Annotated in this window: 13 protein-coding genes, 1 tRNA gene, 1 pseudogene and 1 riboswitch; of the genes and pseudogenes, 3 read left to right on the top strand and 12 right to left on the bottom strand. The window is 53.7% G+C overall.

All coding sequences use genetic code 11. The annotated features are described in order from the left end of the window. Position 1: 1 nt before the first annotated feature. From uca to BMZ14_RS00650, 5 genes are all read right to left on the bottom strand, one after another. Complete coding sequence (gene uca / locus BMZ14_RS00670) at positions 2-3,679, bottom strand: urea carboxylase (RefSeq protein ID WP_074793601.1); 3,678 nt, start codon at positions 3,677-3,679, stop codon at positions 2-4. A 50-nt stretch (positions 3,680-3,729) separates the two neighbouring features. Further along, entirely contained in the window at positions 3,730-4,413 is a 684-nt protein-coding gene (locus BMZ14_RS00665; protein WP_074793599.1) for an urea amidolyase associated protein UAAP2, read from the bottom strand. Next, complete coding sequence (locus BMZ14_RS00660; RefSeq protein WP_074793597.1) at positions 4,410-5,141, bottom strand: urea amidolyase associated protein UAAP1; 732 nt, start codon at positions 5,139-5,141, stop codon at positions 4,410-4,412. Before BMZ14_RS00660 ends, BMZ14_RS00665 begins: the two co-directional genes overlap by 4 nt. A gap of 69 nt (positions 5,142-5,210) precedes the next feature. Then, positions 5,211-6,677, bottom strand: a complete 1,467-nt coding sequence (locus BMZ14_RS00655; RefSeq protein WP_074795382.1) for an APC family permease — start codon at positions 6,675-6,677, stop codon at positions 5,211-5,213. Positions 6,678-6,905: 228 nt separating this feature from the next. Continuing rightward, positions 6,906-7,017: riboswitch (guanidine-I (ykkC/yxkD leader) on the bottom strand. A 137-nt stretch (positions 7,018-7,154) separates the two neighbouring features. Next, the gene (locus BMZ14_RS00650; RefSeq protein WP_074795380.1) at positions 7,155-7,835 is read right to left on the bottom strand and encodes an O-methyltransferase; all 681 of its coding nucleotides are present in this window, start codon (positions 7,833-7,835) and stop codon (positions 7,155-7,157) included. Between the two features lie 400 nt (positions 7,836-8,235). On the opposite strand from BMZ14_RS00650, the gene rnk reads away from it, so the two are divergent. Next, positions 8,236-8,649 carry a nucleoside diphosphate kinase regulator gene (rnk, locus tag BMZ14_RS00645; protein WP_074793595.1) on the top strand — a complete coding sequence of 138 codons (414 nt, stop codon included), beginning with the start codon at positions 8,236-8,238 and terminating at the stop codon, positions 8,647-8,649. A 70-nt stretch (positions 8,650-8,719) separates the two neighbouring features. Here rnk and BMZ14_RS00640 read toward each other — a convergent pair whose 3' ends face one another. After that, complete coding sequence (locus BMZ14_RS00640; protein WP_074793593.1) at positions 8,720-9,817, bottom strand: ADP-ribosylglycohydrolase family protein; 1,098 nt, start codon at positions 9,815-9,817, stop codon at positions 8,720-8,722. 264 nt (positions 9,818-10,081) lie between these two features. Here BMZ14_RS00640 and BMZ14_RS00635 point away from each other — a divergent pair, with 264 nt between their 5' ends. Continuing rightward, positions 10,082-11,656 (top strand): alginate export family protein, encoded by a 1,575-nt coding sequence (locus BMZ14_RS00635; protein ID WP_256208275.1) that lies wholly within the window; start codon positions 10,082-10,084, stop codon positions 11,654-11,656. A gap of 157 nt (positions 11,657-11,813) precedes the next feature. Here the strand turns inward: BMZ14_RS00635 and BMZ14_RS00630 are convergent. Then, a pseudogene (locus tag BMZ14_RS00630) lies at positions 11,814-12,344 on the bottom strand (adenine phosphoribosyltransferase); the annotation flags it as partial. 163 nt (positions 12,345-12,507) lie between these two features. Between BMZ14_RS00630 and BMZ14_RS00625 the strand changes: the two are divergent. After that, a tRNA-Ser gene (locus BMZ14_RS00625) sits at positions 12,508-12,599 on the top strand. Positions 12,600-13,021: 422 nt separating this feature from the next. On the opposite strand, the gene BMZ14_RS00620 is transcribed toward BMZ14_RS00625, so the two are convergent. The 5 genes from BMZ14_RS00620 to BMZ14_RS00600 form a co-directional block, all read right to left on the bottom strand. After that, positions 13,022-15,106, bottom strand: coding sequence for a recombinase family protein (locus BMZ14_RS00620; RefSeq protein WP_074793588.1), 2,085 nt, complete (start codon positions 15,104-15,106; stop codon positions 13,022-13,024). Further along, positions 15,103-15,492 (bottom strand): DUF2924 domain-containing protein, encoded by a 390-nt coding sequence (locus tag BMZ14_RS00615; protein WP_074793587.1) that lies wholly within the window; start codon positions 15,490-15,492, stop codon positions 15,103-15,105. Before BMZ14_RS00615 ends, BMZ14_RS00620 begins: the two co-directional genes overlap by 4 nt. Then, positions 15,489-15,830, bottom strand: coding sequence for a DUF3489 domain-containing protein (locus BMZ14_RS14580; protein WP_083396565.1), 342 nt, complete (start codon positions 15,828-15,830; stop codon positions 15,489-15,491). Before BMZ14_RS14580 ends, BMZ14_RS00615 begins: the two co-directional genes overlap by 4 nt. A 481-nt stretch (positions 15,831-16,311) precedes the next feature. Beyond that, positions 16,312-17,844, bottom strand: coding sequence for an argonaute/piwi family protein (locus BMZ14_RS00605; RefSeq protein ID WP_074793585.1), 1,533 nt, complete (start codon positions 17,842-17,844; stop codon positions 16,312-16,314). Then, positions 17,834-19,240, bottom strand: coding sequence for a toll/interleukin-1 receptor domain-containing protein (locus BMZ14_RS00600; RefSeq protein ID WP_074793583.1), 1,407 nt, complete (start codon positions 19,238-19,240; stop codon positions 17,834-17,836). The genes BMZ14_RS00605 and BMZ14_RS00600 overlap by 11 nt, the downstream gene beginning before the upstream one ends. Positions 19,241-19,641 lie beyond the last annotated feature (401 nt).

Genomic DNA, 19,641 nt, shown 5'->3' with positions numbered 1-19,641 from the left:
CTCACTCTTCCTGAATGATAAGCAGCACCTGTCCGGCGGATATGGGCATTCCTTCCTTGCAGAAGAACCGTCGTATCGTGCCATTGACCGGTGCGTCCACCGCAAATTCCATTTTCATGGATTCGATTACCACAATGGGTCTGCCCGTTTCGACACGCTGCCCTTCCTCGATCAGCAGCTTCCATACCGTTCCGGTTACGTGCGCGCTAACAGCTTGTGCCCCTTCCGGCAGGTCCAGTTCACTCTGCGCATCCGCTTCCTCAAGGGCGATCTCGCTCACGTACTCTGCCTTGCCTTCAGCCTCCCAGCGGTCGCGCTCGGCTTCAAAGGCAGCCTGTTGCCTGGCTTTGAAGGCACTGATTTCCACCCAGTTCTCTTGCAAAAACGTATTGTATTGCTTCAAGCTGAACGTGGTTTCCTCGACGCGAAGCTTGAAGTGCCCGGCAATAAAGTCCCTGCGCAGCTTGAGCAGTTCGCTTTCGCTAACGGGATAAAAACGTATCTGATCGAAGAAACGCAACAACCAGGGTTTGCCCTCCTTGAAATCGGCTGTCTGGCGATAACGGTTCCACATCTGTACGGTGCGCCCGACAAATTGGTACCCTCCCGGACCTTCCATGCCATAAATGCACAAATACGCTCCACCTATGCCGACCGCATTCTCTGGCGTCCAGGTGCGCGCGGGGTTGTACTTGGTGGTAACCAGGCGGTGACGGGGATCCACCGGCGTGGCCACCGGCGCTCCCAAATATACGTCGCCCAGCCCCATCACAAGGTAGCTCGCCTCGAATAGAATACGCTGCACGTCATCGATACTGCGCACCCCATTGATCCGGCGAATGAACTCGATGTTGCTCGGGCACCACGGCGCGTCGCTGCGTACGGACTGCATGTATTTCTCGATCGCCAGCCGTGTCGCCCCGTCATCCCACGACAATGGGAGATGCACGATGCGGGTGGGAACCTCCATGTGCTCGATATCCGGCAGCTTCTTTTCAGCAGCAATCAAAATATCCAGCAGCTTGTCACGTGACAACACGCGCGAGTCGAAATGAATCTGCAAGGAGCGGATGCCTGGCGTCAGATCCAGGATACCTTTCATCTGCCCTGTTCCCACTGCGCCCTCTGCTCCGGCAGCTTGCCCGGACTCTTTCCCAAGCCAATCCATGAGCGCGTGGGCCCGGAAACGCAAATTGAGATCGAGTTCAAGCGGTCCGTACTCGACCAGCAGGTTCTTGTCGCCTGCCTGTCGGTACACCACCTGAACCTGGCTGTCGCATTGCGGAATGAAGTGGAGGACAGGAGTTGCGGTTGCCGCTCTCCCTGGATCAGGTATGGCGGGAATCACTTTCGGAACCCGGAGATGCCTCAGCGTTGAATCCTGCAGTTTTTCCAGCTCAAGTGCATGCTCCATGGACATCCGGCAAAAACGCACGCTATCGCCCGGCTTGAGTTGACCGATTTTCCATAATTCGGCCTGCACGATGGTGACCGGACAGACGAAGCCGCCCAGACTGGGACCGTCCGGGCCCAGTATCACCGGCATGTCGCCCGTGAAGTCCACCGTGCCGAGGGCATATGCGTTATCGTGGATGTTGGATGGGTGCAAACCGGCTTCGCCACCGTCGGGGCGTGCCCAACGAGGCTTGGGGCCAATCAGGCGCACACCGCTTCGGCTTGAGTTGTAGTGCACTTTCCATTCGATGGCGAAGAGGGTCTGGATATCTTCTTCGGTAAAAAAATCCGGTGCGCCGTGCGGCCCGTACAGCACCCCGATTTCCCACTTATCGCTGTAATGCGGAATCAGTTCCTCCGGCAGCGTGCGCCGGGTGCGGGTAGTGCGAACGTCCTGGCCATCCTTCGCAGCCACGATATGCAGCACGTCGCCCGTTACGAGAGTGCGTCCGGCGTGCCCGCCGAACTGGCCGAGGGTGAAAGTGGATTTGCTGCCCAGATAATCAGGGACCTGAATCCCGCCTCTAACCGCAAGGTAGGCGCGGCAGCCATAATCGGTGAGTTTACCGAACTGCAGCAGCGCGCCCGCTTTGACCGGATGGGATCTCCAATACGCCAGAGGCTCGCCATCAAGCCGCACATCCATGGATGCGCCACACACCGCAATAACGCTGTCGCAATTGAAGCGCAGCGTCGGTCCGGTGAAAGTGATCTCGAGCCCGGCCTTGTCGCCGGCATTATCAACCAGGCGATTGGCCAGGCGAAACGCAAGGCCATCCATTGGTCCCGATGGCGGGACGCCTACGCTCCAGTAACCGGTCCGCCCAGGATAATCCTGCACAGTGGTCTGTACACCCGGACTGACTACATCGATGGTATGGGCAATATAATGAAAACCGTTCAGGAAGTTCGTCGTATGAAAGCCACCCCGAAACATTTCCCCACCCAGAATCTGTTCAAGATAGCCTGAGTTGGTTTCGACACCCTGCAGCACCGTTGCATCCAATGCGGCCAGAAGCCTGGCAATAGCCTGATCCCGGTCGTTCGCATGCACGATTATTTTTGCCAGCATGGGGTCGTAAAAAGGGGAAACCTCGACGCCGCGCTCCACCCAGGTCTCCACCCGCGCCATGGACGGCGGAGGAAATTCCGCTGCGGTGAGCGGGCCGCAGGACGGCTGAAAATCCCGGGCCGGATTCTCGGCGTATACGCGCACCTGAATCGAGGCGCCGGACGGCTGAATATTGAACGATTCCAGCGGCGGCAGGTCCCCGGCCGCTTGCCGCACCATCCATTCAACCAGGTCAATTCCGGTCACTTCTTCCGTTACGCCATGCTCGACCTGAAGGCGTGTATTCACTTCCAGGAAATAGAATTCGCCGGTGGATGCGTCGAAAATGTACTCCACCGTACCGGCGGACTGATAGCAGGCCGCCTTGCCTAACCGAACGGCGGCACCCAACAGTGCCTGACGCAAGTGAGGGGGCAGGTTGGGCGCAGGGGTTTCTTCAATCACCTTCTGGTTGCGGCGCTGCATCGAGCAGTCGCGTTCACCCAGCGCAATAACGCTGCCCTTTCCATCGCCGAAAATTTGCACTTCGATATGGCGCGCATTCTCGACATATTTTTCCAGAAACAGACCCGCATCCCTGAAGTTGTTTTGCGCCAGGTACTTCACCGATTCGTAGGCCGCGCTTAACTCTTCCCTGTTCCAGCACAAGCGCATGCCGATACCGCCACCTCCCGCCGTGCTTTTCAGCATGACCGGATAACCGATGTGCGCTGCCTGGTGAAGTCCATCTTCCATGTTTTCAAGCAAACCTGTTCCCGGCAGCAGCGGCACCTTATTCTCCAGAGCCAGTTCGCGCGCCGTATGCTTCAGGCCGAAAGCGCGCATCTGCTGCGGGCTGGGGCCAATGAAGCAAATGCCTTGTGCCGCGCATTCCTCGGCAAATTCAGCCTGCTCGCTAAGGAAGCCATACCCTGGATGAATCGCTTTCGCGCCTGTATGCACGGCGACCTCCAGGATCTTGTCGGCACGCAGGTAGCTTTCCGCCGCGACTCCGCTGCCTATGCAATACGCCTCGTCGGCCTCAATCACATGCCGCGATAGCGCATCGGCATCAGTATAAACGGCCACGCTTCTCACGCCCATGCGGCGCAGGGTGCGGATGATGCGGCAGGCGATGGCACCCCGATTGGCTATCAGTACTTTTTCAAACATGTCTATTTCCTGTTCATGAATTTCGAGCCCGCTCTTTTACGCAGCACGAACTAATCTGCTGTCATATCCTCAGGGTTATCCCAGACCAGCAGGCGGATAGGCGTCGGGTTGTAGGCATTGCACGGATTATTCAACTGCGGGCAGTTCGAAATCAGAACCACCACATCCATTTCGGCTTTCATCTCCACGTATTTGCCTGGCGCGGACACCCCGTCCACAAACTCCAGGCCGCCATCTTCCGACACGGGTACATTCATGAAAAAATTGATGTTGCTGGGCAGATCGCGCTTGCTCATGCCAAGATGCTCACATGCCGGTTCATGCGTCAGCGCGTGCAGGAAGTTGTCACGGCAGCTATGCATCGAAAATTTTTCCAGCGCATACCGCACTGTATTGCTTTCCGCCGCGCAGGCCCCGCCTATCGTGTCATGTCGACCGCATGTATCCGCCACGATGGTGAGCATGACATTGCCGTAATTGGAGTACAGCTTGCTGCCGGTGGTCAGATAAAGCATCTTCTGGCGGCGAACGGTATCGGTTGCGCTATATCGCTCCATCAAATGGTTCGCGTTGTAAAACAGCGTATCGACAGCCTGATTACCCTCAAGATCGACGATGCGGAACACCTGCCCTTCGTTCACCAGCCTGACCCAGGGTTCGCCCGCTGCACAAATCTCGTCAACCACCGCAAGCTCGGGATCGAGCTGGCTTTCGACAAAATGCCTGGTGCTCATGCGGCACCTCCATGACAGGCATATAAACTGTGAGTATTTTGCAATGCACGCAGATTCTCCGGAATGTGCGTGCATTCCTCGACTGTTGAGGATGGCGTCATAAAAGCGGCCAGATTGACTGCGCCGGGCTGATAGGTCTTTGTGGGATCAAGAGGATGTGGTGCGGCGGAAAGCACCATCAGCGTATCCATCTCGAAACTCAGATCCACATGATCTCCCGCTTTGCTGTTGCCTGGATGAAACTTTAGCTCTCCCGATGAATCGGCGGTCACTTTGCTGAAGAAATTGATATTGGATACTACGTCGCGCATGCCCAAGCCCCACTTGGCCAATTCGATCAGCATGCCATCCAGTCCGCTGCGAAACATCTCGTTACGAAGCTCCTGGTATCGCCCTACCCCATATTTCTGGCGTATCAAGGCAGCATCGCTCACGCCGCATACTGTGTCGTTCCAGCCTGCGGTATCTTCCGTAATGCAGCAGAAAATGCGTCCCATGTCCGAATGGCAGGCATGTCCCCTGGTGAGGCGGAAGGTATGCTGCGACTTGAGCGTATCGGCCATGTTGTAGCGTTCCAGTTTTTCCTCCTGATTGAAAAACAGTACCGCGGCATTCGCACCGCCCGCCACATCCATCAGGCGCACCGTCGTTCCCCGGCGCACTATGCCAGACCAGTGGCATCCGCCCGGGATGTGTTGTTCCCATATACATGCATCCGGTTGGTTCATGTTTGTTCTCCTCATCGCGATAAGTCATTCAGTTGAATTGAGACCGGGCAGAAAGATATTGCTTCGCTGTCACGCCAAACTTTTTGATGCAATCCTTCTTCGAATTTTATTGACCAGAATGTACAGGGCGGTAGTGCCCACGATGGTGCCCAGCACCAGGGGCACGGCCCAGAGCTGCCACCAGGGCGCGCCGTGAGCTGTGGCATAAGGACGCGGCCAGGCGATATTGACAAGTTCAAATACCGACCAGGCAAACGCCACCACATTGATCACCAAACCCCATGCGCCCAGTTTCAATTCGCCCAGCGCCGGGTTCCAGCGTCCGGTAAGGCGGGTATACAAACCAACTCCGGTGGTCATGGAAAACATTGCGTAGAGACCGCCTGTGCCAAAGGCAATTACAGTGGCGACCGCTCCATCATTCAACCCGAACAGCAACCCAAGACCTGCCAGCGATACGGTGCATAAAACTGCATTGCGCGGCGTCTTGTCAGCCGCCAGCCTGCTTAGCACAGCGGGCATGTGGCCTTCCCGAGCCATTGAATAGACGATACGCGAGGTATATTTCACGACCGATGCCCCGCACGCCAGGAACGCGACCATGACAATGCCCAGGAAGGGCTTCTCTGCCCAATCTCCAAAACTGCTGGCTATCACCGGCGTGATGGGATCCGAGGTGGCGCTGGCGGTCAGCAGAATATCGCGGTCGAAAGCCAGCGTCAGCGCGGCAGAATTGAAGAGCACTACGGAACCGACAACGCATAGGGAAAAAAAGATTGCTCGTGGAACCATTCGCTTTGGTTCATGGGTTTCTTCAGCGATGGTGGAGCAGGCGTCAAAGCCGATGAACGCCCAGCCGGCAATGGCCAGCGCCGCCAGGAACGCCGCAGTCTCGCTGGGCGCAGTGCCTGTGCCCAGATGCTGGAACAACTCGGAAAAAGAATGCTGCCGGAAGAACAAGAACAATAGCAACGCCACGCCGAGCGATCCAACCACCTCTGCGTATACGCCCAAGGTGATTACCAGCTTGAAGATATTGATATGGGCGAGGTTGAGCAAAGCGCACAGCAACAGAAAGATGGCGCCCCATATCACCAGCACATGCCCGCTTTGACTCGCCGCTCCAAAAAAAATGGAAAGCCAGACGCCTCCGGTATAGGCGGTGGTAGTCAGCATGGCGATAGTGGAGCTGACGTAGATAACACCCGCAAACTGCCCGGCGGAAACACCGCCAAGCTGGCGAGCCCATTTATAAGCACCCCCTGCAATCGGGAATTGGGAAGACAGCTCTGCGTAGACGGTTGCGACGAGCAATTGCATCACCAGGCAGGTAGCCAGCGCTGAAAACCAGCCGCCTCCTGTCACGACAGTTTGCACGCTAATGATGGCGTATAGCCCGACTACCGGCGAAACAACAGCAAAACCGAGGGTGAAGCTGTTCCAGACGCTCATGCTGCGGTGGAGCTTATCCGCAGAGGCGGCAGGCGCGCTTGCCGTAGCGGACGAAAAAGTATTCCTACTTTCTCTCATCGGCATGGCATACCTTTCGAGTTGCATGCGTCGGCTCTGCCCGGCTGACGGGCGCTGCCCGGTTGATAAGACGCGAGCCTGGTCGGGATGGCAAGGGCGCCATTCGAAGAGATCGAAGGCGCGCAGGCACTATCGATTGTTGCAAAAAGGGAAAAAATACGGGCGAGAAGCGCATGATCAAGTCTCCTTTTACGAGCGGGTTAAATTCCAGGAGCCAATGTATTTGACTACATTATCTCCCGGGCTTTTATCCCTCCGTGGAGCCTCGTCATGACGAAGCCGGAAACTCTCGGACCAGACATCTCTCATCCCATGGGGAAAGACCGGAACCCTAGTTTCACCTACATCAATTGTATCGTTTCGCCCTCTTCAAGCAAGGTAAGGAGTCAAAACTCATACAACCGAAGTACTATTGCCGAAAACAAATTTTACACCCCTCATCCGAAAAAACAATATCAATTTTTCTTTCTACGAACAATGCGATCATTCGGTCTTCTTGCGCGCCACGACGACACCATCGCGCGTAGGATTGATGAAAGAGTCAAATTCGGAGTCATTAAAAATGAGCCTGTTGTGCTCAAGAATCGATTCCGTCCACCCGGGAACGATATCGACATAATGTTCCGCCGCCACTCTTCCGTGCCAAAGCACATTATCAGCGATATACAAACCCCCGGGGCGGATCCGCCCCTTGGCCATCTGCCAGATTTGCGGATAATCCCCCTTGTCGGCATCGTTGTAACAAATGTCGAACAGCCCTTCGGTCTGCAAAAATATATCCTGCGCCATTCCCACGTGGAAATCGACCCGTTCCGATAAGTTTGCAGACTTCAGATATTGCTCGGCCTTTCCCTTATTGAGAGGATCGCCATCGGTGCAAATCACGCGCCCGTTCGGGCCCGCCGCTTTCGCGAACCAATAGGCGGAATAACCGTAACCGCTGCCAAACTCGAATATGCGCTCGGCATTGATCGTCTTTGCCAATGTATGAAGAAACATACCGACCAACCGTCCCACGATAGGAAAATTGTTCTTTGCAGCTACGGCTTCCATGTCAGTCAGCACCGGGTGATCGGTTGGACCCGCCAGGCTGCGCATATATTTTTCAATAGCCGGGTTTACCGGATCCAATAAGGTGGGATTTACCATTGTTGGGGATTGCATATTGGCTATCGCTCCTCTATAAACAAACATGAATTTATGCTGCTCACTGAATCCGACTCCGTTAATCGACTCTACGCTCAACACAAGGACGGGTCAACGGCCAGAAGTGACGCAAATGATGTGTAATGTCCACGTGGCACCGGAGGAATATTGATGCCATTTGGTGTAGAATCGTACGCTTCCGTTCCAAATCGGATTAACCGGATTTGGGACGCAGCTCTACCGATGCGACCCGCTATGCGCATGCACGGCACCGCGCACTAGTGGAGTCTAACGGTCCAGCGTGAAATCCAATCGCAATACATGACCTCGACGCGAACCTCCGCGGGTTTCTCCCGTTTGACTCTCGGCGATACTCTTCCCCTGGCTGTAAATTGATTGAACTTGAAACGAGGCTGAAATGAATAGCAGACCCCAAATTGTACTGACCTCCCAAGACCTGGAGCGGCTTGAGGCCTTGCTTGAATCCCTCCCCGCCAATGCCTTCCCTGGCAGCGCGGACCTGCGCGCCGAGCTCGACCGCGCGGAAATTGTCGAGCCCGAGCAAATACCCCCCACCGTGGTAACGATGAATTCGACTGTCCGGTTCAGCATTGATGCATCGGGCGAAGACTTCTGTCTGACTCTGGTCTACCCGAAAGATGTCGATGGCACTGGCGAAAAAATTTCCATTCTCGCACCGGTTGGCAGCGCCCTCCTTGGCCTTTCCACAGGTGATGAAATAGAGTGGCCCCGTCCGGGCGGAGGCACGATCAAGGTGCGGATAGTGGAAATCGTCTATCAACCGGAACGTGAAGGAAAATTCTACCGCTAAGGAGCATATCAAACGCCGCGTCACACACTCCTGGCGTACCTCCCGGATCGTTTTCCGAATTACTGCATTTTTACTCTCCCCGGTCCGCAGGCATGCCTACTTGCGCGGCCAGGTCCATTGCAAGCTTTCTGAGCGTTTCGCCTTCTTCCAGGCCGTCGAGGAAGCGCTGGGGAATGCCCGACAGCCCGGCCTGGGCTCCGGCTAGCGCCCCCGTCAAAATGGCGCGCGCCTGATTTTGCCCTCCTCCATTCACGGCGTGCAGCACGGCCGATTCGAAGTCTTGAGGGAAGCGGGCGGCGAGATAGTAGGCTGCGGGGAGCTGGTGATAGATGGCGCAAGGCATGCCGTATACGAGGGACACCTTCCACGCGGGCTCTATCGGAATCCCCGGGTCCGTGGCGGCGGTAGCAACATACGAAGGTGTCAACAGGGCGTCAGGCGATGCGAACCGCCCGGCGAGCGGCGGGTCCGGGTCGCCGGGGCGCGGCGGTTGCAGATCTGAATGCGTTACCGCATGAAAAGGGAGTTCGCCCGTCTTCACCAAGTGCATCAGCTTGTCCGACAGGTCTTTGTCCAGCTCGTGCCCCTGCACCAAAAGGCTCAGCACCGCCCCGTAAGCAACCGTCATCGAAAGCACGGTATCGTCGATCTGGGTAAGGCGGGCGTTATTGGAAATAGCTGTCGCCAACTCGTGGGGTTGAGTCGCATAGCGGACAGCTATGGCGAGCGTGCGTTCGATGGCTTCGGTAGTATCGGCATGCCCCCCCGTCTGTCCCCATGGCAGTTTCTGCTGGACGCGCTTGCGCCAGGCATTGCGGATGGATTGGCTTGTATATCCGCCAGGTCCGTTCGCAGGAGTGCCATCCAGCAAAGGAAACAGCTCTTCATCCATGCGCCTGCAAAAATCCGCTTCGTCATAGGCGCCTCGCTCGACGAGCGAACGGAGCATGAGCCTGAGAATAATGCCTGCCTGAGACAATTGGCCTGCCTTGAGACCCTCATGGTACCGGCCCGGTTTGGGGTCGGTATAAGTTGTGATCCAATCGCCGTAGTCGCGGCGAAGCTCCTCCAGGTCATAGTACCAGTGGGGACCAAGGCCCAGGGCGTCTCCGATAAAGGCGCCCATGATGGCGCCGGCAGCACGGTCTTGAATGGCGGATTCGGCCATGGTTCTGATCCTCCTCGTGGTTAAACTGGATTGATGAACAAATAGGGCAAACAGGATCCATTGTTCAGTGGTTTAAAATTTGCCCTGACTCTGCTATAGTCGCGGCCAATTTTTTGTACCTGAAGGTTCGTAGAGACTTCCGCCATGTACCCGCCCGTTTGCCCAGTTTCTCGAGCTATCCAGGCCGCCGAGCCGAATAAATATTCTACCGCACCTGCAATACGCAAATCCGGATCGTTTTTAGAATCCTGCATATGCGCGGGGATGCTGTGTCTGGTATCGCAGGCCCTGGCGGCAGATCCCGCTCCAGCCGGCAGCACCACCGTGGCGCCGCCTACCCATGAAACTTCAGCCCCCGAGACACCTCAGAACAGAGCCCGATTCGACTGGTCGAAAGTTCCTCCCGTGACAGCTCCGTCACGGCCGGGAATGTTTACTGTAGCGCCATCAGGGCCGGGTTACTACTCGCTTTGGGATCATGTCAGCGGGAATCAGCGTCAGACTTCGCCTGTTTCTCCCTATGCTCCCTATGCGCTCATGACCACGCCCGCTTTTGATATCGATTTCCGCTACCTGGAAAAGCCGGAGCATGAAAAGGATATTTTCGACCCCATCAAGCGCATCCACATCGGGGATGACTTCCTTTTGTCTTTCGGTGGCAACTTCTGGTATCGATACGCGCGGGAATCCGATGCCCGGTTGAGCACCACAAACGATAACTACCATTTGATACGCAGCCGATTTCACGCCGACCTCTGGTATCAGGACCGGGTCCGGCTGTTTGCCGAGTTTCTGGATGCGCGCACCTTCGGTCAAGGGTTGACGCCGCTCCCTACCGATGTCAATCACACGGACATGCTGAATCTTTTCGCCGATATCAAGATTGCCAGTACCAGGGACGGCCCGGCTTATATTCGCGTCGGCCGACAGGAGCTCCTCTATGGCTCTCAAAGGCTTATCTCCACTCTCGATTGGGTCAATACGCGACGCACCTTCCAGGGTGTCAAAGGATTCTGGCGCACCCCTACCTTCGACCTGGACGCGTTCTGGGTTCGTCCGATGAATACCGAAATGGGCAGGTTCGATAACTGGGATGAAAAGCGTGAATTCTTTGGCCTGTGGGGAACGTACAAGCCCATGAAAGGCCAGCTGGCCGATTTTTATTTTTTGAGCCTCGATGACAACCGGAACTTGGCCGTCGGCAGGAATAATGTGAGAGGCGATGCGATCGTGCATACGCTCGGCAGCCGTCTGGCTGGCGACTACAACCAGTTCCTGTACGAACTCGAAGGCATGTATCAGTTTGGCCAGTACTCAAACCAGGATATCTCGGCCTTTGCTGTTGCCTCCGGGGCTGGCTACCACTTCAAAGGTGCGCCCATGAACCCGCAGTTCTGGCTCCGCTACGATTTCGCTTCAGGCGACAATAATCTTACCGACGGCAGTCGCAATACCTTCAACCAGCTTTTTCCTTTCGGGAATTATTACCTGGGCTGGATCGATCGCGTGGGCAGGCAGAATATCCACGACTTCAACGCGCAGATCAATCTTCATCCCCAACCCTGGGCTACTTTCACAACCCAGTATCACCGCTTCTATCTGGCGAATAAGCGCGATTTTCTGTACAACGCCGCAGGCGCCGCCACCCTGCGTGATGCGACAGGCCAGTCAGGCAGCTATGTCGGCGACGAGATCGACTTCCGCTTCAATATCCACGTCAACCGGTACGAGGACGTGCTCCTGGGATATTCGAAACTGTTTGCCGGCGACTTCCTGAAAGCGCAAGCGCCCCGCGTTTCACCGGACCTCTTCTATGTCCAGTACAATTTCCGCTTCTAGGATTTAAAAGCACGAGCCTGAAGCGTAAGGTGCAATAAGCGAAGCGCATGGCACCACCTGAAGATCAATCCCCCTTCCAGCCAAATGGTATCGGTAGGTTGGGTTAGCAAAGCGTAACCCAACAAAAAAAGCTTTTCAGCAATACGTCATACGAAAATCAATCCCCCTCAAATTCGCATAGCGCAAATACCTTGAGCCCCTGGTTCTCCAACCGCGATCTTCCCCCAATATCCGGCAGATCAATGACAAAGCAACACTCCACCACCTCAGCCCCCATTTCCCGTATCAACGCGGCAGCAGCCTCTGCCGTTCCCCCAGTGGCGATAAGGTCATCCACCAGCAACACCCGATCCCCTTTCTGGATTGCATCCACATGAATTTCGATGCGATCTGCGCCATACTCCAATTGATAATCCCGTCCGCATGTTTCGGCAGGCAACTTGCCCTTTTTTCGCACAGGCACAAAGCCTACAGCAAGCTCGTAAGCAACCGGTGCGCCTATGATGAACCCCCGCGATTCGATACCCGCAACCTTGTCAATCTTCGTGTTTTTATGGCGGCCGGCAATTTCCTGAATGGTCGCACGCAACCCTACCGGGTCCTTCAGCAACGTAGTGATATCCCGAAACATGATACCTTCATGAGGATAATGCGCGATGGTGCGAATACGGGATTTGATTTGCATAACTACGTCCTGTTTCTGGTTTAAATTATAGAACTTCCAGACACTCCGTCCTGAACGAACGGATGAGCTGGCGGTTTTCCACTATAGTACCGGAAAAGTTGCCGGAAACCTCGTTCTGGTTTATCCTTTGCGCCCTGCCGGTTCCCGGTGGGGAATTCCTTCAGCAGGAGAGATGGCCGAGTGGTTTAAGGTACACGCCTGGAAAGCGTGCGTACGGCTTCAACCGTACCGAGGGTTCGAATCCCTCTCTCTCCGCCACTAAGTCTTAGCAATATTGAATAATAAGTTTTTATCAGGAACGGCGCCGTACGTACGCGCGCTGGACGCCATATATCATTCTCTATTTTTTTCTCAGTCTCGATAATTCCCTTATTTAGGGCTGCATTCCCGAGCATTCTCAGTGTGCAGCTAATTCGTAATAGTTTTTTAACCAAGCATCAGGTGAGAATGTCGTACTGACTTGCCACTTGGCAGTCGTCGCACGGAAATGGTTCGCGTGGAAGGAAGTGCCACGGCATCATCTTCGATCATGTCTCCGATTTATATTTCGTGATAACTCTCAGACTGATATCGGTATGAATCGGCTGCGTAACGATGGCCGGTTATTAAGGTGTCCGATCGATAGTAACGGATTAATATAGAACCGAGGGGCTGAGGGAAAGCTGGAATTAAACGGGATCTCAGGAAACGAACCCTAACAGCTTTCTCTGCTCACTCCAATCGATAGGCAGCGGCACGCAACGCATCAGGGAATCCGGGCTCAGCGTATCAGGCTGCTGCCCCTGCAATATCGCCTTAACGATATCAGGCGCCAGGAATGCCAGATAGATCACTCGCGTAACATAAGAGCTGGTGATTTCCTCCTCATTCGCAATCGCCAGCATACTTTTGGCCTTGCCCGATCTTAGCCGGTCGAACCAGTCATAGGCTCTGATTAGCAATTGCACCAGCCGCGGGTCGGGCGCCCGATGAATCCCCTGCCCCGGCACAATCAGCCGCATGGCCAAGCCGGTGCGCTTGAGCTTTACTGGCAGGATGAGTGTGTGCATATCCTGATCGTTCTCGGATGAGCCTGTCAGTAAGCTCGGTCTGGATTCTCTCGTTTGGGTAGGGTGATGCGTCTCTCCTTCGTGCTGGCCCAATGCGTCTATACCTGCGTAGACATGCGTAATATCTGATCCTGCATCGCCGCACACGACCGGAACTTCGCTCGGCCGATCCAAACTCGACCAATCTGAATTCTCCTCTTCGTCATACAAAATCACATTCGATCGGACACTTATCTGCAGATGATCAACACCGACAATAATTTTTTGTACCAGAGCCTGCAGCAGCTGGATAAGCGCAGCATTGCCGAGGGGCACAGACTCCATGGAGACAGTTCTGACAGAAGGTGATCTGCGGGATGCTGATTCCGGGAAGACAGATAATTGTTCATGACCGAAGGTAGCTAATTCTTGACTATGAGTTCGATTGCCGGGGATGACTTTCCCATCATTGGCCTGCTTAGGGCTAGCGGTTATCGATTCAGGAGCTTCGAGCTGCTTTGCCAGTCTATGCGCCCGGCGCAGAATGGCATGAACCTGATGAGCATCGGTGATACGCCATTCATCCAATAGGCTCAGGATATCCGTATCCTTTCGTAGGAATTCTATCAAACTGTGAATCACTGCCTGTTCCAGCTCATGAGCCGGTATCCTTAGTGCACCGGCTGCCTGATCCCGGCTATTCTGAATTAGACATTCAGCGACATAATAGCGGTAACGGCGGCTGCCCTTCTTGCTGTGGCTGGGAGTCAGGCGATTCCCGTGTTCATCCCAAACCAGTCCGGCAAGCAGACTGGGGGATTTGGCTTTGCCGCGCAATTTATTTCCCTGCCGGTTGTCCGTCAGCTTTGCCTGTACCGCATCCCACACCGTCCGGTCAATGATCGGCGCATGCTGCCCCGGATAGGTCTTATCCTTATGGGCAATCTGTCCGATATAGATCGGATTGGACAGAATCCGGTAGAGGTGACCGCGGCTAAAGGGCCGGTTGCCGCTTTGCCCTGATCGCTGACTAATACGGGCTGGCGTCATTAACCCCCGCCGGTCTACCTCAAGTTTCAAGCTGCTCACACAGCCGAGTATCAAATACAGATTGAAGATATCTGTTACTAGCCGGGCGGCATCCTCATCGATCACCAGACTGCGGTCTCTGGGGATATAGCCCATCGGCGGACTACCGCCCATCCACATCCCTTTTGCCTTGGACGCCGCAATCTTGTCGCGGATGCGTTCACCGGTGACTTCGCGCTCAAATTGCGCAAACGACAGCAGAACATTCAGGGTCAACCTTCCCATGGACGTGGTGGTATTGAATTGCTGGGTGACCGAGACGAAAGATACCTCATGAAAATCGAACAATTCCACCATCTTCGCGAAGTCGGCAAGAGAGCGGGTAAGGCGGTCTACCTTGTATACCACCACCACGCGAATCTTCCTAGCGGCGATATCACGCATGAGTTGCTGTAAACCAGGACGTTCCATATTGCCGCCCGAGAAACCTCCGTCGTCATACGTCGTGTCCAGCGCTTTCCATCCCTCATGCCGCTGGCTCTGGATATAAGCCTCACAGGCTTCCTGCTGGGCATCGATGGAATTAAAGCTTTGTTCTAGTCCTTCCTCGGAGGATTTGCGGGTGTAGACCGCGCAGGCAACCGTGCGGGAAGCGCAGCTTTGCCGAGAAGCGGAACCGTGTTGAGAGCCCGAAAGGTGATCGCTCATGCAGTCACCCCAAAGAAGACTTTGCCGTTCCAGGAAGTGCCGGTGATGGCTCTGGCAATGGCTGAAAGACTGCGCCAGGTTTTACCTTCGTAGGCAAAGCCAACATCGAGTACCGTAACCTGATGGCTCACTCCCTGCCAAACGCGGATCAGGCGAGTACCCTTGGCAAGCTTTAATCCTGGTGAGATACGACGCAGCTTGCGCCGCATCTCACCATCCAAACCACCGTAGGCTCGGACCTGCACATGCCAGCCCAGGGCGCGCTGCATCATTTCACTGCGGATATGCCGGGGGGCAACATGGCCAAAGGCAGATTGCCAGCGCTCCAGCAGGGTTGCCCGGTCCAGTGTTTCCAGTTCAGCCAACAAATTACCGATAGCCATCATTTAGCCATCTCCGCACTATCTGTCTCAGCCCCATTCATTACCGGCTTGATGCGGTAGATCCGCTTGCCATCCTGATTGGCTTGGCAGATTACAGCGAGGCCGAGCCGTTTGCGCAATACTCCTGAGATCACGCCGCGCACCGAATGAGCTTGCCAGCCGGTGGCCTGTATTAAATCAGCAAGGCTAGCTCCGGCAGGCTGATGCAGTAGCTCAATCAACCGGGATTGTTTGCTGCCGGTGATGGGTTGGCTGGGGTGAGCAGTTTGGCTGAGAGGAATAACTTGACTGCTATGACCCGGTAGGCTGGTTTGAAAGGACGGGTCAGCCTGGAATGCCATGGAGGGCGGTGCTGCGGGGATAACCGTTCGGAGTTTTTGCGGGCTTTTTTGTAGAGGTTTTTGTTGGACGCTGCCGCCAATAGTTGGATCGGAAGGGTAGCCTGTACTGCGAGGAGGCTCAGCAGTTGGCCGTTTTTGACTCGCTCGTTTTTGGGCTGATCGTTTTGGGGTCAATCGATTCGAATCTTCAGTTCGGGCAGATCGGCGAACGGGAGCTGATGTGTTACTTGAGGGTGGGGCCGGTGGGATGATTCGGGTAGATCGGGGGGCTTTACTAGGCATGGATTCTCCGGTTATCTGCAGCCCTATCGCTGCAGCAATACCAGTAACGCTCGAATGCCCAAAGGTATCAAGTCATTCATAACGCTTTCTCAGCAATAGAGATTGTGAAAGCTGAGATGACTTCAGAATTTTTTGGATCTAATTAAGGAGCGATCAATCCGATTGACCTCCTAAGACCTACATACACCAGGCGCGGTATTCAGATGTAATAGCGGAAAGGAAGCGGCGGTAAATTTTCTTGAATCGGACCTGCCGTCAGGATTTCTCCAATTGAATCGGCAAACCGTAAAGTAACTGGCACGCCGTCGCCAAAAATACAGGTATTGTAGTTAAGCTTAGTCAGTGCAAACACATCGTTCATTACGACATTAATATTCGCTTCGCCTCTGACGATTTCGATTGACAGCGGATTAGGGACTTCGCGGCCAGGGTAGGTCTGCAATCGAGGTATGAAGCCTTTGCTCCAGAGATAACCCTTTTTTTCGGACATTGCCCAAGCAAAGCCGCGTGGAATATTGGTCTGCCCACGACGAAAAAGCTTTAATGAACTGTCTTCTTGGATACGCACACAAACAACTTTGCAATTCTCTGGTACTGTTTCTCGAAATCCATCCCATTCCTCAGCTGAAAACCAAGTCTTTCCGTGGATAAAGAGCTCGGTTGGAGATTGCCCATCATGTAGGCGGCGATAAGACCCAACAATCAAATTCATTAAATCACGAGCCTTCTCACGTGTCAGATGAAATTGCTTATTAGATGGCGAATACCATGGTCCCACTGCACCACGGAAGACCACGCCATCGCCCGAATCCAGAAACATCTGCGCGCCGCAGCACGCATTGTTCTCGTCAGCACCAAGGGCTTCCTTTTTAAACACGATGCCCACGTAGCAGACGCCGGGACGCGGAGTGCTTAATTTCCACGGCTGACCTCCAGCTTTGAAGAATGCTGTTGTCGCTAGATTCCATGCAAGCGTCGCGGGATCTTGCAATTGGCGAAGTGGCATACCATTACTCTTCTCGAAATCGCCGGGCGCGAGAGTTGTGTCACGAACGACTTGTATCACAACTTTGTGTCGTAAAAGCCGCGCTTTGAGCTGGTTATGAAAGTTCAGCTCGTAAAGGTAAATCTCTGCATTCTTATTATCATCGTCAAACAAGGATGGCTGTCGAAAAATTCGAGTTGCTGCTTTCTTATCCATCAGAATCTCGGATTGTTGTCGTTCCTCCTTCGTAACTTTTGATTTAGGACGTCCTAATCGGTAGATTTCTTCCGGGACAACCGACATCCAGAGGTCGATGGACGTTTCGCTCTGTTCACGAATGAAGGAAACGATAGAATCTGCGTAGAGCGACACTGCCTTATAAATAGCTTGGTAGCGGTCTTCCATACAAATTGCATGATTAAGCTCAGTGGCGTCGAGCACTAGTTTAGCCGTTGGTACCTCGGGCCATTCTGTTTGGAAGACCGCTTGGAATCCAGGAAATACAGTATGGTTAGGGTCTCCGGCCTTTTTGGGATAAATAGCTCTTGAAATCTGCCGGACCCACGTAGCGTATCGAGTAGCGCCTTCTGGGGTTGAGATCAACCCGATTCGCAACTTGCCACCCAAGAATGGATTTGAATATGGCCCGTAAAGTAGCAACCCGTCTTTTGGATGCTCCATATGTTGGCCATAACCAAACGCGAGGGTCGGCTCGACGAGCGACTGCAAAATACGATCAGCGTTCATGTATTTCCTGAATCTTGTCAATGAAAACGGCGTCATCCTCCGGTAACTCAATCAAGTCGTCGTTCTCGTCCAATTCAACATCGTCGTCTTCCGCGAGATCAACCACATCACTAAGCCCATTTAAAGCATTAAAAGTGAGTGGAAACGCGCCGACACGGATGGAACGGTCTCCTCCGACAGGAAGCAGGATAGCGTCCCCTCCTTGAGCAACGAGGGCCAAGAATGCACGAAGAAATCCTCGCCAGCGATCGTTCCACCAATTTTTGCAAAAACGCCGCCGCAGCCTATGCATTCTTTCAACAGATTGAACAAGGCAACCATCCATATCAGTAAAAACGATGTGTGCCCCAAGCTCTATCCTGCGAGGGGAATTGAAAACTGGACGCATACTTACAGCGTAATGCCAGTTTACGTTTAACTTCTCGCTTTCTCCGCATAGTTTCTTCTTGCGGCGCTTGCCGCTTGCCTCGATAAACTCAACCTTATCCTTAGGAATAAGCCCTGTAGGTACATACCAGATCAATCGATGATTCGAAAGTTCGTAAGGCCTTAATCCGGTTCTTTCCATCGCTAGGTCCCATGCTTGACGTATGAGATATGCGGCTCGATTTCTTGCATCACCAACAGTTATCCGCTGGTGATTCCACATGGTGCCTTCATTAACAAAACTCTCCGTGTCCACTGCAGTTACCACTCTCAGCGGAACACTCTCTTTGAACATTTCTACAAGTGCGGCTCCTGGCGCAAATCCTATAATGTGATCGCCCAATTCGAACCAAGGCAACAATCTATTGGTTGAGGTGACCGGGATTTGACGGCTTGAAAAGAGAATTTTCGCCGTTTCCATTGTGGATGGCAGAGACAATATAGGTAACCAGTTTGATTCAAGTGTTTCAGGACGATCAGTCTTTACTATGGCATCGTCTGCGCTCTGAACCATCCAACCTTTGGCCATCACAGGGTCTACTGAATTGCTGTTGGCAATATTGGCTTCACTTAACGTATCTAGTAATTGTGTTAATCCATGGTGCCATCCGCAGCAAAAATCGATAACATTTTTCTGATGGATGGTGATGGGAAGCCGATTGAAGTCGAATCCATCAAGTCGAATTGGAATGACAAACCCTGGGATTGTTTTTTCTATTGTCGCCGCTAATGCCCATTCGTTCCGAACCCCGTCCTTTTTATACGAGACCTCTGAGACAATCGCAACAAATCGAATGGTGTCATTCCGAATAGCTGCTTCGATCTTACTCCAGAATAGATCTCCTCCTTTGAGACGGCCAAGATCATGCCAAACGGTATAACCCATTAGGGTTAGTTTTGCAGCCAACCAATCAGTGAAGTCGTTATCTTCCGGTGCAGCATGGCTTAAGAAAATGGTTGAACGATTCATTTCTACCTTGATTTTTACGAGTGATCAAAATTCATCGCGATCATAGGACTTGGCCGATGACATAACTTTATTCCATCGAATTGACGAGGCAGGCTTGATATAAAGCCTATTCATCCGGTCGCTCAATAATGCATTAGAAAAAAGGCTCGTTGAAAATCCTGCTCTCTTATTAACTTTTTAAGGATGGGAATACCCGAATAGAACGAACCTTACAAAGGCCAGCCCCTCACTGGCCTTTGTTTTTGAAAGCCGGTTAAGCTACTTTAACCGCTACAATCGCTGTCCGGAATGCTGAGTAAGATTTGATATTTGTGCGTCACGCGTGTGCAGGTAAAACGGACCTTCCCAAATCGCGGAACGTCGATGATACTTTCCTGAAAATCATCCTTGCCATGTCGCAG

This window comes from Nitrosospira briensis (assembly GCF_900115125.1).
In the GTDB taxonomy this organism is placed as follows: domain Bacteria; phylum Pseudomonadota; class Gammaproteobacteria; order Burkholderiales; family Nitrosomonadaceae; genus Nitrosospira; species Nitrosospira briensis_A.
This window is presented reverse-complemented; position numbering and strand designations above follow the sequence as displayed.